The 13,744-nt window shown below is 53.2% G+C and carries 11 protein-coding genes; 7 read left to right on the forward strand and 4 right to left on the reverse strand.

Translation table 11 applies throughout. From position 1 onward, the window contains the following. Nucleotides 1–2: 2 nt before the first annotated feature. Both viaA and ravA read right to left on the reverse strand, forming a co-directional pair. Nucleotides 3–1,454, reverse strand: a complete 1,452-nt coding sequence (viaA, locus tag J4617_RS22235) for an ATPase RavA stimulator ViaA (RefSeq protein WP_000956588.1) — start codon at nt 1,452–1,454, stop codon at nt 3–5. Then, nucleotides 1,448–2,944 (reverse strand): ATPase RavA, encoded by a 1,497-nt coding sequence (gene ravA / locus J4617_RS22240; RefSeq protein ID WP_000940994.1) that lies wholly within the window; start codon nt 2,942–2,944, stop codon nt 1,448–1,450. The genes viaA and ravA overlap by 7 nt, the downstream gene beginning before the upstream one ends. A 347-nt stretch (nt 2,945–3,291) precedes the next feature. Here ravA and kup point away from each other — a divergent pair, with 347 nt between their 5' ends. The 7 genes from kup (at nt 3,292) to rbsR (ending at nt 11,239) form a co-directional block, all read left to right on the forward strand. Then, nucleotides 3,292–5,160 carry a low affinity potassium transporter Kup gene (gene kup / locus J4617_RS22245; protein ID WP_000102338.1) on the forward strand — a complete coding sequence of 623 codons (1,869 nt, stop codon included), beginning with the start codon at nt 3,292–3,294 and terminating at the stop codon, nt 5,158–5,160. A gap of 196 nt (nt 5,161–5,356) precedes the next feature. Then, the gene (gene rbsD / locus J4617_RS22250) at nt 5,357–5,776 is read left to right on the forward strand and encodes a D-ribose pyranase (RefSeq protein WP_000715945.1); all 420 of its coding nucleotides are present in this window, start codon (nt 5,357–5,359) and stop codon (nt 5,774–5,776) included. 7 nt (nt 5,777–5,783) lie between these two features. Beyond that, nucleotides 5,784–7,289 carry a ribose ABC transporter ATP-binding protein RbsA gene (gene rbsA / locus J4617_RS22255; RefSeq protein WP_000339359.1) on the forward strand — a complete coding sequence of 502 codons (1,506 nt, stop codon included), beginning with the start codon at nt 5,784–5,786 and terminating at the stop codon, nt 7,287–7,289. A gap of 5 nt (nt 7,290–7,294) precedes the next feature. Continuing rightward, the gene (rbsC, locus tag J4617_RS22260) at nt 7,295–8,260 is read left to right on the forward strand and encodes a ribose ABC transporter permease (protein ID WP_000211345.1); all 966 of its coding nucleotides are present in this window, start codon (nt 7,295–7,297) and stop codon (nt 8,258–8,260) included. Nucleotides 8,261–8,284: 24 nt separating this feature from the next. Further along, nucleotides 8,285–9,175 (forward strand): ribose ABC transporter substrate-binding protein RbsB, encoded by an 891-nt coding sequence (gene rbsB, locus J4617_RS22265; RefSeq protein ID WP_001056260.1) that lies wholly within the window; start codon nt 8,285–8,287, stop codon nt 9,173–9,175. Nucleotides 9,176–9,307: 132 nt separating this feature from the next. Next, the gene (gene rbsK, locus J4617_RS22270; protein ID WP_000844728.1) at nt 9,308–10,237 is read left to right on the forward strand and encodes a ribokinase; all 930 of its coding nucleotides are present in this window, start codon (nt 9,308–9,310) and stop codon (nt 10,235–10,237) included. A 3-nt stretch (nt 10,238–10,240) separates the two neighbouring features. Further along, on the forward strand, nt 10,241–11,239 hold the full coding sequence (rbsR, locus tag J4617_RS22275) for a ribose operon transcriptional repressor RbsR (RefSeq protein WP_000224487.1): 999 nt from the start codon (nt 10,241–10,243) through the stop codon (nt 11,237–11,239). Here the strand turns inward: rbsR and mdtD are convergent. Both mdtD and J4617_RS22285 read right to left on the reverse strand, forming a co-directional pair. After that, nucleotides 11,205–12,632 (reverse strand): multidrug transporter subunit MdtD, encoded by a 1,428-nt coding sequence (mdtD, locus tag J4617_RS22280; protein ID WP_000202072.1) that lies wholly within the window; start codon nt 12,630–12,632, stop codon nt 11,205–11,207. The genes rbsR and mdtD overlap by 35 nt on opposite strands. A gap of 11 nt (nt 12,633–12,643) precedes the next feature. Further along, nucleotides 12,644–13,348 (reverse strand): FadR/GntR family transcriptional regulator, encoded by a 705-nt coding sequence (locus tag J4617_RS22285; protein ID WP_001131148.1) that lies wholly within the window; start codon nt 13,346–13,348, stop codon nt 12,644–12,646. Nucleotides 13,349–13,744: the final 396 nt, after the last annotated feature.

A 13,744-nucleotide genomic window follows, 5' to 3' on the forward strand; every position in this document is an offset into this window, starting at 1 on the left:
CGTTAGCGCCGCCAGCGTCTCAACAGGCGGCTTCGCATCCCGGTGTCAAAGCGCCAGATATGATCGAAAATGCGCATGATGCCGGGTTTGCCGTGCGCCGACATCGCCACCGCATGGAATCGATGCTGGTGAAGACGCTGCAACTCTCCCACTTTGCTCACCACGTCATCCGGCAAGCGCTGGGCGATAAAATCCGAAATGACCACCGCATCGGCATCAAACCATTCCCGTCCCTGCATTCTTTCAATAATGGCGCGAAAACAGCTGGCGATATCCGTGCCGCCGCGAAAACGTTGACTTAAAAAGCGGATGGCCTGCTCAATACCTTCCGGGCCGGAGAGTTCATAACGCACAACGTCAGTGGAAAACAGCATAATAAAGCAGCGACGGTTATCCGCCAGCGCAACGCGCATCAACGCCAGGCAGAACGCTTTTGCGCACTGCTCGTTAAATCCTCCCATCGAGCCTGAAGTATCGACGCAGACAATAAACGGTCCGCGCGGCTGCTCGTCGACATCCTGGTGTACTACCGGCCGTTCGGTTACTTTCTCACGCCACGCTTCGCCATGCAGGCGATAGGTGAGGAGCTGTTTTTCCACTAACCGGCGGTAGAATTCATATTCCAGCTCGGTGATGCCGAGCGTCGCCAGCTCTGGCGGCAACAGGCGCAGAATATCATCGCCTTGCTGAATACCGTCAACCTGCTCCGGCACCGTAGCGGGTTCGCGTACCAGTGTACGAAAGGTTTCCATCGGCGCGTCTTTTTTCGGTACCGATTTGGCTTCCCGCGAACGTCCCAGTTGTTCCGCCAGTTGCATTAGCTCCGGCTGGGCGGCGAGAAATTCGCCGTATTTTACGATCAGTTGATAATCACCACGTTTAAGCTGGCCCGCGCTCATATCCCACAGGCGGCCTGCGGCATTATCATTTTCCGCCAGCGTCGGTTCCAGTTGCCCGCTCAGCGTCATCCGTTCCTGAACGTCACTCAGCAACTGCTCGCGCTCTTCTTCCAGTAGTTGTTGGTTTAACGTGGTGGCCTGCACGACCAGACTTAACCGCCAGCGTTGCAAAAAAAGTGTGTGTAGCGCAGGGGTAAAGGTACTGTTGCTCTCCGTCAACTGCTTCGCCTGCGCGGCATACGGTGAATGCAGGCGGTGAAGCAACGCCAGTATTTGCGGCAGTTGCACGATGAACTGTGGGGTAGAGAGAAGTTGGCTTTGCTGATAACACATGACCTCTTCCGTGAGTTCCGGCGGAACGCGTGCGTCTTTAAGACGGCTGCGTAGCGCTTCCCGCCAGCGCGGGAGATCGGCGGTCACGGCGTTTTTTAAACGCGGAAACTTTTCAAAGAAAATGACCAGTTGTGGGGAAGCCAGTAGCGCGAGGATCATCTCTTCGACCATTCCCTCTTCGCTGACGGCCAGCATGGTATTTAGCGTATCCAGCGTCAGCATTGTTTCGCCTGGCGGATCTGTTCTCCTACATCCTGCAGGCTGGCCTCAATGCGCCCTAACCAGTCGCTGTGAATAAACAGGCAATGTTGCTGTTCGCTGAAGCGGGTATGCTGCTGGCGCCAGTCGTTTTCTAACGTTTCCAGCTGCTGTTTGATCTCCGCAGGCATACTGTCTTCAGCCGTTCCCGGTAACGCCAGACGGGTACCTTGTAGACTGATGTCGCGCACCACCAGATGTTGAGCGTTATCGACTTCCATATTCAACGTTTGGGCAAAGCCGATCCCGTTCAGTTTGCCGCGGATCTCGCCGCCTTTGGTCAGCCAAAGTTCCAGCGCGCTGCGGTCAAAAGTAATATGGATCACTTCCATATCATGCAGTTTTAGCGGTTTTTGTAGCAATAACGTCAACGTTGATGCACTGACTTCCGGCGGTAAAGTGTAATGCGGGCGGCGGCTGAACATACCGCCTTCTTTAATGACGGTGAAGGCGGTTTTATCGCTTTGCTGTTGCTGCAACTGGAGGCGGCGCTGGACGATACCGCCGAGGCGAGTCAGCATGGCCTGCTGCTGCCAGGCGTGTCCGGTCATCAATATTTCTAGTTGCTGTTGCATGAGATTCAGACTCTGCGCGTCATACCACAAGCAATCTTTTAGCAGGATAAGGTCAATCGGCGCAACCGCGTCGCGTCCGCTAAAGAAGGCGCTGGCCTGTAACAGGCGGATGGCTTTCTTCCAGCGACGGTCGGAGACATAAGGCGCATTCGGCAAATTATCCAGCTGTTGGCGCAGAGTAAATATCAGCTCAAAGACCGGATCAGGGAGTGAAATCGCGCCGATATCTTTTTGCCACTGTTGATATTCTTCGTCGCTTACCTGTAACGAGGCGGGGACCGGGTTATCACTCTCATCCTGCTGACTAACCAGCATGGAGCGGAAATTGGCTTTATCCTGAACTTTATCCAGCCACAGGCGAATCAACATTCGGTCGTACAAGGCTTCCAGGCTGCTGTCCGCTTCGGGCAGTTCGTTAGAGGCCGCCACCAGTAGCCGCATCGGGATTTTTTCCTCAAATGCGCCGTTGCGGAAATGGCGTTCGTTAATGGCGGTCAGCAATGTGTTCAGGATAGCGGGCCCGGCTTTCCAGATTTCATCCAGAAAAACGATTTCGGCTTCGGGAAGGTAGCCGGTCGTTAAGCGTTCATAGCGACCTTCATCTTTCAGCGCCTGAATAGAGAGCGGGCCAAAAACCTCTTCCGGCGTGGAAAAGCGTGTCATCAGATATTCAAAAGCGCGGGCGCGCTGGAAAGCAAACTTCAGGCGGCGGGCAATCAGACTCTTGGCGATACCGGGCGGGCCCAACAAAAAGACGCTCTCACCGCTTAACGCCGCCAGTAGGCAAAGGCGTATGGCATGACTACGTTCATACAGTCCCTTCTCAAGGGCGCTGCTCAGACGGGAAATTCTTTCCGCTAATAAATGTGGGTGAGCCATAATAAAGAGGCGTCCTTTCGACAAATGGATCATGCTAATTGCGAGTATAGACGTTTCACCACCGGGGCTGTAATCGTCTGACGCGCTGTTTATTTTTCTTTGAGCCAGGTTAATCTGGCTTCATTTAGGGGTACGATTTTATGATTAATCGTGCATACTGTGCGCTTTTTTGTGGGCCAAGGGACTAAGCACACATTTCATATCTATACACTCATTCATTCAAACTACATCAAGGCGGCAAAGGAGTGAATCCCCTGGCACTGACTTAAACGTGTGACTGGGGTAAGCGAATGCAGCCGACAAGGAGGTAGCGTGAAGGGTGACGTGTATAAACGAAAGATGAGTCTATGAGCACTGATAATAAGCAATCGTTGCCTGCGATTACCCTCGCAGCTATTGGGGTTGTCTACGGTGATATTGGTACCAGCCCGCTTTATACGCTTCGTGAATGTTTGTCCGGTCAGTTTGGTTTTGGCGTTGAACGAGATGCCGTGTTTGGTTTTCTGTCGCTGATCTTCTGGCTACTCATCTTTGTGGTTTCCATCAAATATCTCACCTTCGTGATGCGCGCCGATAACGCGGGTGAAGGTGGAATTTTGACGCTGATGTCGCTTGCCGGGCGTAATACCTCGGCGCGCACCACATCCATGTTAGTTATCATGGGACTGATAGGCGGCAGCTTTTTCTATGGCGAAGTGGTCATTACGCCGGCGATTTCGGTGATGTCGGCGATTGAAGGCCTGGAGATTGTCGCGCCGCAGCTGGATACCTGGATTGTCCCGCTCTCCATTATTGTGCTGACTCTGTTGTTTATGATTCAGAAGCACGGTACGGGAATGGTAGGGAAACTCTTTGCGCCGATCATGCTGACCTGGTTTTTAATCCTGGCGGTACTTGGCCTGCGCAGTATTATCGCCAATCCCGAAGTGTTACATGCGCTGAATCCTGTCTGGGCGGTACGTTTTTTCCTTGAATATAAAACCGTATCGTTTATTGCGTTGGGCGCGGTGGTGCTGTCGATTACCGGCGTAGAGGCGTTGTACGCCGATATGGGACACTTCGGTAAGTTCCCGATTCGCCTGGCGTGGTTTACCGTGGTATTGCCGTCGTTAGTACTGAACTACTTTGGTCAGGGCGCATTGCTACTAAAGCATCCGGAAGCGATTAAAAACCCCTTCTTCCTGTTGGCACCGGACTGGGCGTTAATTCCGCTGCTGATTCTGGCCGCGCTGGCGACGGTGATCGCCTCCCAGGCGGTCATTTCCGGCGTCTTTTCGCTGACGCGTCAGGCCGTGCGTCTTGGCTATTTGTCGCCAATGCGCATTATCCATACCTCCGAGATGGAATCCGGTCAGATCTATATCCCTTTCGTTAACTGGCTGCTTTATTTCGCGGTCGTGGTTGTTATTGTTAGCTTTGAGCACTCCAGCAACCTGGCGGCGGCCTATGGTATCGCCGTGACCGGCACGATGGTGCTGACGTCTATTCTTTCTACGACCGTGGCGCGTAAGAACTGGCACTGGAACAAATATTTTGTCGCGCTGATCCTCATCGCATTCCTGTGCGTGGATATCCCGCTGTTCTCGGCCAACCTCGACAAATTGTTGTCCGGTGGTTGGCTTCCGCTGAGCCTGGGCCTGATCATGTTCACGATCATGACCACCTGGAAGAGCGAGCGTTTCCGTCTGTTGCGTCGTATGCATGAACACGGTAATTCGTTGGAAGCGATGATTGCTTCACTGGAGAAGTCACCGCCGGTTCGGGTACCGGGTACTGCCGTATACATGTCGCGCGCGCTCAGTGTGATCCCTTTTGCTTTATTGCATAACCTGAAGCACAACAAAGTGTTGCATGAGCGCGTAATCTTACTGACGTTGCGTACGGAAGATGCGCCTTATGTGCATAACGTTCGCCGGGTGCAGATTGAGCAGTTGTCTCCGACATTCTGGCGCGTGGTGGCTAGCTACGGCTGGCGCGAAACGCCAAACGTTGAAGAGGTGTTCCACCGCTGCGGTCTGGAAGGGCTTAGCTGTCGGATGATGGAAACGTCGTTCTTTATGTCGCACGAGTCGTTGATTGTCGGCAAACGCCCGTGGTATTTGCGTTTGCGCGGTAAACTGTATTTGTTGCTGCAACGTAACGCCCTGCGCGCGCCGGATCAGTTCGAGATCCCGCCTAACCGTGTGATTGAGTTAGGTACGCAGGTCGAGATTTAACCTCCCATCAACATGCCGGGGGCCGCGTTGGCTTACCCGGCCTGGCCAATCCGTAGATTCCCACAAGATAATCGCCTGATTTCCGCTAGCGAAACGTTTCGACGGCGATCACAATTCTGTTACGTCATGATGGTTTTATGAACACATCCAGGGTTACACTGCGGCCAGCGAAACGTTTCGCTAGTGGAGCAGAAAAATGAAGAAAGGCACCGTACTCAACTCTGAAATCTCGTCGGTCATTTCCCGTCTGGGGCATACTGATACTCTGGTGGTCTGTGATGCGGGTTTACCCATCCCGAATAGCACCGCGCGTATCGATATGGCACTAACCCAGGGCGTACCTTCTTTTATGCAGGTGGTGGATGTCGTGACCCGGGAAATGCAGGTTGAGTCGGCGATTCTTGCAACGGAAATCAAACAACAGAATCCGCAGCTCCACGAAACGTTGCTCACTCACCTTGAGCAACTGCAGCAACACCAGGGAAACACCATAAAAATTAGTTATACGACACACGAACAATTCAAAAAATTGACTGCAGACAGTCAGGCGGTGATTCGCAGCGGGGAGTGTTCCCCGTATGCGAACGTCATTCTTTGCGCTGGCGTCACTTTCTGAGGCCGCTATGGACGCATTACTGCAACTCAAAGGGATCGATAAAGCGTTCCCCGGCGTGAAGGCTCTCTCCGGCGCCGCGTTAAACGTTTATCCTGGCCGCGTTATGGCGCTGGTGGGGGAAAACGGCGCCGGAAAATCCACCATGATGAAAGTATTAACCGGCATCTATACGCGAGATGCGGGATCGTTGTTATGGCTGGGTAAAGAGACCACCTTTAATGGGCCTAAATCGTCTCAGGAAGCCGGGATCGGCATTATTCATCAGGAACTGAACCTGATCCCGCAGTTGACCATTGCGGAAAACATCTTCCTGGGCCGTGAGTTTGTGAATCGCTTTGGCAAAATCGACTGGAAAAAGATGTATGCCGAAGCCGACCACCTCTTAGCCAAACTCAATCTGCGTTTTAAGAGCGATAAGCTGGTGGGCGAACTCTCTATCGGCGATCAGCAAATGGTGGAAATCGCCAAAGTGCTGAGCTTCGAATCCAAAGTCATCATTATGGATGAACCGACCGATGCGCTGACCGACACTGAAACCGACTCTCTGTTCCGCGTTATCCGCGAATTAAAATCGCAGGGGCGCGGTATTGTCTATATCTCCCACCGTATGAAAGAGATCTTCGAAATTTGCGATGACGTGACGGTCTTCCGCGATGGGCAATTTATCGCCGAGCGTGAAGTGGCCACGTTGACCGAAGATTCTCTTATCGAAATGATGGTGGGACGTAAGCTGGAAGATCAGTACCCGCATCTGGATAACGCGCCGGGTGAGATTCGCCTGAAGGTCGATAATCTGTGCGGACCGGGCGTGAATGATGTCTCTTTTGTGCTGCGAAAAGGCGAGATTCTTGGCATTTCCGGCCTGATGGGCGCCGGTCGCACCGAGCTGATGAAAGTATTGTACGGCGCGATGCCGCGAACCAGCGGTTACGTGACGCTCGATGGACACGAAGTGGTGACGCGTTCTCCGCAGGACGGGCTGGCCAATGGCATCGTTTATATCTCTGAAGACCGTAAGCGCGATGGACTGGTGCTCGGCATGTCAGTTAAAGAGAATATGTCGCTGACGGCGCTGGATTATTTCAGCCGCGCTGGCGGAAGCCTGAAACACAAAGATGAGCAGCAGGCGGTGGGGGATTTTATCCGTCTGTTCAACGTCAAGACGCCGTCAATGGAACAGGCGATAGGCCTGCTTTCCGGTGGTAATCAGCAAAAAGTGGCGATTGCCCGCGGGTTGATGACGCGCCCGAAAGTGCTCATTCTCGACGAGCCGACCCGCGGCGTGGACGTCGGCGCCAAGAAAGAGATTTATCAGCTTATCAACCAGTTTAAGGCCGACGGCCTGAGCATCATTCTGGTCTCATCTGAGATGCCAGAAGTATTAGGCATGAGCGATCGCATCATCGTCATGCATGAAGGGCATCTCAGCGGTGAATTTACTCGCGAGCAGGCCACCCAGGAAGTGTTAATGGCTGCCGCAGTGGGCAAGCTTAATCGCGTGAATCAGGAGTAAAAAAGATGACAACCCAGGCTGTTTCTGGTCGCCGTTATTTCACTAAAGCGTGGCTTCTTGAGCAGAAGTCGCTCATTGCCCTGCTGGTGTTGATCGCGATTGTTTCGACGTTGAGCCCCAACTTTTTTACCGTTAATAATCTGTTCAATATTCTTCAACAGACCTCCGTCAACGCCATTATGGCGGTGGGGATGACGTTGGTGATTCTGACATCGGGGATCGATCTGTCCGTCGGTTCCCTGCTGGCGCTCACCGGCGCGGTTGCCGCTTCAATCGTCGGCGTTGAAGTGAATGCGCTGGTCGCGGTTGCCGCCGCGCTGGCGCTGGGCGCTGCGATTGGCGCCGTCACTGGTGTTATCGTCGCGAAAGGCCGCGTACAGGCGTTTATCGCTACGCTGGTGATGATGCTGCTACTGCGCGGCGTGACGATGGTTTACACCGACGGTAGTCCGGTCAACACCGGCTTTACCGATAACGCCGATCTGTTTGGCTGGTTCGGTATCGGCCGTCCGTTGGGCGTTCCTACGCCGGTCTGGATCATGGCTATCGTCTTTATCGCCGCCTGGTATATGCTGCATCACACCCGTCTGGGACGCTATATCTACGCGCTGGGCGGTAACGAAGCGGCGACGCGTCTGTCTGGCATTAGCGTGAGCAAAGTGAAAATTATCGTCTATTCACTTTGCGGCCTGACAGCATCGCTGGCGGGCATCATTGAAGTGGCGCGCCTCTCTTCCGCGCAGCCGACGGCGGGTACCGGCTATGAGCTGGATGCTATTGCCGCCGTGGTGCTGGGCGGCACCAGCCTTGCAGGTGGTAAAGGGCGCATTGTTGGGACATTGATCGGCGCATTGATTCTCGGCTTCCTTAATAATGGTTTGAATTTGTTAGGTGTTTCCTCCTATTACCAGATGATCGTCAAAGCGGTGGTGATTTTGCTGGCGGTACTGGTAGACAACAAAAAGCAGTAACAACGACTACAGGACATCTGAAATATGAACATGAAAAAACTGGCTACCCTGGTATCTGCTGTTGCGCTGAGCGCCACCGTGAGCGCGAATGCAATGGCGAAAGACACCATTGCGCTGGTGATCTCTACCCTCAATAATCCCTTCTTCGTGTCGTTAAAAGACGGGGCGCAAAAAGAGGCGGATAAACTGGGTTATAACCTGGTGGTGCTGGACTCCCAGAACAACCCTGCCAAAGAGCTGGCGAACGTGCAGGATTTAACCGTTCGCGGGACCAAAATTCTGCTGATCAACCCGACTGACTCCGATGCGGTGGGTAACGCGGTGAAGATGGCTAACCAGGCGAAGATTCCGGTTATCACGCTTGACCGCCAGGCAACCAAAGGTGATGTCGTCAGCCATATCGCGTCTGATAACGTGCTGGGCGGTAAGATCGCTGGCGACTATATCGCGAAAAAAGCTGGCGAAGGCGCCAAAGTGATTGAGTTGCAAGGCATTGCCGGAACATCTGCGGCGCGTGAGCGTGGCGAAGGTTTCCAGCAGGCGGTAGCCGCTCACAAATTTAATGTCCTGGCCAGCCAGCCTGCCGATTTCGACCGTACTAAGGGTCTGAACGTCATGCAGAACCTGCTGACCGCGCATCCGGATGTTCAGGCTGTCTTCGCCCAGAACGATGAAATGGCGCTGGGCGCACTGCGCGCGCTGCAAACTGCCGGTAAAGCAGATGTGATGGTGGTTGGATTTGACGGTACGCCGGATGGCGAAAAGGCCGTAAAAGATGGCAAACTGGCAGCGACTATCGCTCAGTTACCGGATCAAATCGGCGCCAAAGGCGTTGAAGTGGCGGATAAGGTGCTGAAAGGCGAAAAAGTTCAGGCCAAATATCCGGTTGACCTGAAACTGGTCATCAAGCAGTAATAAACGACACGGGTCAACTATGGCCTGATGGCGACAGAAATACGCGAGCCTCCGCTGAGGTGAACGTAAAAAAAGAAAAGCAGGGCACGCGCCACCCTAACCGGTGGCGCACTTTGACGTGGAACCCCGAATATGAAAACCGCAGGTAATCTCATCGTCCTTGGCAGCATTAATGCCGATCATATCCTTAATCTTGAGTCCTTCCCTACCCCGGGTGAAACGGTAACCGGTAGCCATTATCAGGTCGCGTTTGGCGGGAAAGGCGCGAATCAGGCGGTTGCTGCGGGACGTAGCGGGGCAAATATTGCGTTTATTGCCTGCACGGGCGATGACGATATTGGCGACAGTATTCGTAAACAATTAGTCAGCGATCGTATTGATATCGCGCCAGTTAGCGTTATTAAAGGCGAGTCTACCGGGGTGGCGCTGATTTTCGTTAACGGCGAAGGCGAGAACGTCATCGGTATTCATGCCGGAGCGAATGCCGCGTTATCGCCGGCGTTGGTTGATGCGCAACGTGAACGTATCGCGCAGGCGGATGCGTTACTGATGCAGCTGGAATCGCCGCTGGAAAGCGTACTGGCGGCGGCGAAAATCGCCCATCAACATCATACTACTGTTGCGCTTAACCCGGCGCCTGCCCGTGAGCTACCGGATGAACTGCTGGCGCTGGTGGACATCATCACGCCAAATGAAACGGAAGCTGAAAAGCTGACGGGCGTGCGTGTGGAAAATGACGACGATGCCGCGAAAGCTGCGCAGGTTTTGCATGATAAAGGCATTCGAACCGTATTAATTACCTTAGGAAGCCGTGGCGTCTGGGCCAGCGTAGACGGCGAGGGCCGCCGCGTTCCTGGATTTAGCGTTGAGGCTGTCGATACCATTGCCGCCGGAGATACGTTTAACGGCGCCTTTATCACCGCGATACTGGAGGAGACGCCGTTGCCGGAAGCGATTCGCTTTGCCCATGCCGCCGCCGCGATTGCCGTAACGCGTAAAGGCGCGCAGCCGTCCGTTCCGTGGCGCGAAGAGATAGAAGCGTTTTTACATCAGCAGGGGTAACGTTTGGCTACTATGAAAGATGTTGCCCGCCTGGCGGGAGTCTCTACATCGACGGTCTCTCACGTTATTAACAAAGATCGCTTTGTGAGTGAGACGATAACCGAAAAAGTTGAAGCGGCGATTAAATCGCTTAACTATGCGCCTTCTGCGCTGGCGCGAAGCCTCAAGTTAAACCAGACCCGCACGATTGGTATGCTAATTACCGCCAGTACCAACCCTTTTTATTCCGAACTGGTGCGCGGCGTTGAGCGAAGCTGTTTTGAGCGCGGTTATAGTCTGGTGCTGTGCAATACCGAAGGCGACGAGCAACGGATGAACCGCAACCTGGAGACGCTGATGCAAAAACGGGTAGACGGTTTACTGCTGCTGTGTACCGAAACGCATCAGCCTTCTCGTGAAATCATGGAGCGTTATCCGTCTATTCCTACCGTCATGATGGACTGGTCGCCGTTTGATGGTGAGGGCGATAGCGATCTCATTCAGGATAATTCGTTGTTAGGCGGCGATCTTGCCACCCAACACCTTATCGATAAAGGATTTACCCGAATAGCCTGTATTACCGGCCCGCTGGACAAAACGCCAGCGCGTTTGCGGCTGGAAGGGTATCGGGCGGCGATGAAACGCGCAGGGCTGGCTATTCCGCAAGGCTATGAGATCACCGGCGATTTTGAATTTGGCGGCGGCTTTGACGCCATGCAGGCGTTACTCGCCCATCAACAGCGACCGCAAGCGGTTTTTACCGGAAACGATGCGATGGCTGTCGGCGCCTATCAGGCGCTATATCAGGCGGGGCTTCGTATTCCGCAGGATATGGCAGTCATTGGCTATGATGATATTGAGCTGGCGCGCTATATGACGCCGCCGCTGACGACTATCCATCAGCCGAAAGATGAATTGGGCGAGCTGGCTATTGATGTGTTGATTCATCGGATGGCGCAGCCCGCCTTGCAACAACAGCGACTTCAGCTTACTCCGGTTTTGACGGTGCGTGGGTCGGTTTAGATTTATGCCGTTCTTTAATCAGATTGTTGCCGTCTTTGACTCTTAGCAGCATAAACATCAGCGCGGACACGATAGTGATCGCCCCCATCGTGATAAAGGTATAGTGGAACTGTTCCACGGTACTGGTGCCCGCAAAACCTTCATAAATACGTAACACCGCCGCGCTGATCGCCACGCCTAAACTGATAGACAATTGCTGCGTAACCGCCAGAACGCTGTTGCCGCTGCTGGCGTTATCGTCTGTCAGATCCGCAAGAGTAATCGTATTCATTGCCGTAAATTGAGTGGACATCGCCATTCCAAGAATGAATAGCGGCAGTACGAGCATCCAGATCGGCATGGCGGGAGATTGAAACGAAAACTGGGCAATCATCAGACCGATAAATACCGTAATGCCGACCAGAGTCTTCCGGTATCCCAAACGTCGCAAAACCTGCGTTACGGTCGATTTCGCGATAATAGAACCCAAAGCTGTCGGCGCCATCATGCAGCCGGCGATCAGAGCCGGGTAGCCAAAACCAACCTGTAGCATTAACGGCATCAAAAAAGGTACGCAGCCTGTCCCCAGACGCGTGGCGAGGTTGCCGGCAATACCGACGGAAAATGTGCGTGTCTTAAACAGCGATAGTGATATTAACGGTGTCGGATGACGGCGGGCGTGGCGGATATAGGCCAATAGTAGAACGATACTGCAAAAAATAATGGCGGATGCGATCCATGTCGCCACAATCTTTTCGCCAAACAGTTCCATTCCGCTGGAGAATAAAACCAGACTTAACCCAAAAAGAAAGAAGCCGGTCATGTCAAACTTGCGACGCGGCGTGGTGAAGTTGGGCATATATTTGCGGGCATACAGAATGCCTGCAACACCAATGGGAATATTAATCAGGAAGATCCAGTGCCAGCTTGCCCAGGTCACCAGTACGCCGCCTAATACCGGCCCCAGAATCGGACCTACCAGCCCCGGCATAGTGACAAAGTTAAGAACGGGCAGCAGCTCACTACGCGGATAGGCTCGCAATAACGCCAGCCGCGCCACTGGCATCATCATCGCTCCGCCGACGCCTTGTACGACGCGAAAAATAACCAATTCAGATAGTGAGCTGGAGAGCGCGCAGGCCAGCGAGCCTAACGTAAACAGACTTACGGCAACCATAAAGACGCGACGCGTACCGAAGCGGTCAGCCAGCCAGCCGCTTACCGGAATTAACATGGCTACTGTCAGGGTATAACTGATAATAGCGGACTGCATGGCGAGTGGGGAACGGTTAAGACTATGCGCAATAGCCGGTAAAGCGGTATTCAAAATGGTGGCGTCTAGCGCCTGCATAAAGAAGGCCATCGCCGCGATCCACGGCAGGCCAGCCATACTGCGCGCTTTTTTGCTGGTCATTCAATATCCTGTTAATTATCTGGTCTCTCATTGGGCGCTATTAACAACGCCTGGCAGGCCTGGAAAGCGCGTTCGCCGTCGCCATCAGCGATGGCATCAACAATGGCCTGGTGCAAATCCAGCTTTACCACCTCGTTATAGGTGATTGAGGTAAAGTAAGTGTGATAAACCGAATGAAATAGCGTCGCAAAAGAGATTAGAAAGGGATTGGCGCTCATTTCGTAGATATGCTCGTGCCACGCCATATCCACTTCAATCCAGCGTTCACGCTTAAAATGCTTTTTCAGCGCGACCATCTCTTCCATTAAGGCATTAAGCCGCGCTTTCTGCTCCGGTGTGCCAAGAGTCGCCGCCAGCAGGCAGGCTTGCGGCTCCAGGCTAATACGCATCACCAGAAAATGCTCTACCACCTGATGAAAATTTTCTTCCGTCATCCACCAGGTCAGCAGCTCTTGATCCAGAAAGTTCCAGTTTCCCTGCGGCATCACCCGCGTACCAATGCGCGGACGAGGTAGCACCATACCTTTAGCCGTCAACGTTTTCACCGCTTCGCGAACTGCCGTTCGACTTACGCCGTACTGCTCGCCCAGTTCTATTTCGCCGGGAAGAATAGTACCGGGGGCGTAGTCACCCTTTAATATCCGCTGCGCCAGCTTTTCAGCCAGAACATAGGATAGATTTTTCTGTGCGGCTAATTGTTGTGCGCTTAAAGGCATGAATGTTCTTCCTTTCTCTTTCGTTTGGTTATTAGTATGCCACCTGGAAGTGTGATTGCAGTTGCATTAACGGCAATTTGCTTATTTTATGGCACGTTAAGCACGCCATTGATGAAAAAAGAGACACTCAGAAAATTATTTTAAATTTCCTCTTGTCAGGCAGAAATAACTCCCTATAATGCGCCACCACTGACACGGAACAACGGCACACAGGCCGCCGGGTCAGCGGGGTTCAGACCAGAACTTCACGGAGAAAAGCGAAAATAAACGCTTGACTCTGAAGCGGGAAAGCGTAATATGCACACCCCGCGCCGCTGAGAAAAAGCGAAGCGGCACTGCTCTTTAACAATTTATCAGACAATCTGTGTGGGCACTCGAAGATACGGATTCTTAACG

This window comes from Salmonella sp. 32010601201800023SM (assembly GCF_017572235.1).
GTDB classification, from domain to species: domain Bacteria; phylum Pseudomonadota; class Gammaproteobacteria; order Enterobacterales; family Enterobacteriaceae; genus Salmonella; species Salmonella enterica.

What these genes read in the sequence shown, in the direction of transcription:
- J4617_RS22285 (WP_001131148.1), bottom strand. Translation starts at nt 13,348, where the DNA reads ATGCCTTTAAGCGCACAACAATTAGCCGCACAGAAAAATCTATCCTAT.
- rbsD (WP_000715945.1), top strand. Translation starts at nt 5,357, where the DNA reads ATGAAGAAAGGCACCGTACTCAACTCTGAAATCTCGTCGGTCATTTCC.
- rbsC (WP_000211345.1), top strand. Translation starts at nt 7,295, where the DNA reads ATGACAACCCAGGCTGTTTCTGGTCGCCGTTATTTCACTAAAGCGTGG.
- rbsB (WP_001056260.1), top strand. Translation starts at nt 8,285, where the DNA reads ATGAACATGAAAAAACTGGCTACCCTGGTATCTGCTGTTGCGCTGAGC.
- rbsA (WP_000339359.1), top strand. Translation starts at nt 5,784, where the DNA reads ATGGACGCATTACTGCAACTCAAAGGGATCGATAAAGCGTTCCCCGGC.
- rbsK (WP_000844728.1), top strand. Translation starts at nt 9,308, where the DNA reads ATGAAAACCGCAGGTAATCTCATCGTCCTTGGCAGCATTAATGCCGAT.
- kup (WP_000102338.1), top strand. Translation starts at nt 3,292, where the DNA reads ATGAGCACTGATAATAAGCAATCGTTGCCTGCGATTACCCTCGCAGCT.
- ravA (WP_000940994.1), bottom strand. Translation starts at nt 2,944, where the DNA reads ATGGCTCACCCACATTTATTAGCGGAAAGAATTTCCCGTCTGAGCAGC.
- mdtD (WP_000202072.1), bottom strand. Translation starts at nt 12,632, where the DNA reads ATGACCAGCAAAAAAGCGCGCAGTATGGCTGGCCTGCCGTGGATCGCG.
- viaA (WP_000956588.1), bottom strand. Translation starts at nt 1,454, where the DNA reads ATGCTGACGCTGGATACGCTAAATACCATGCTGGCCGTCAGCGAAGAG.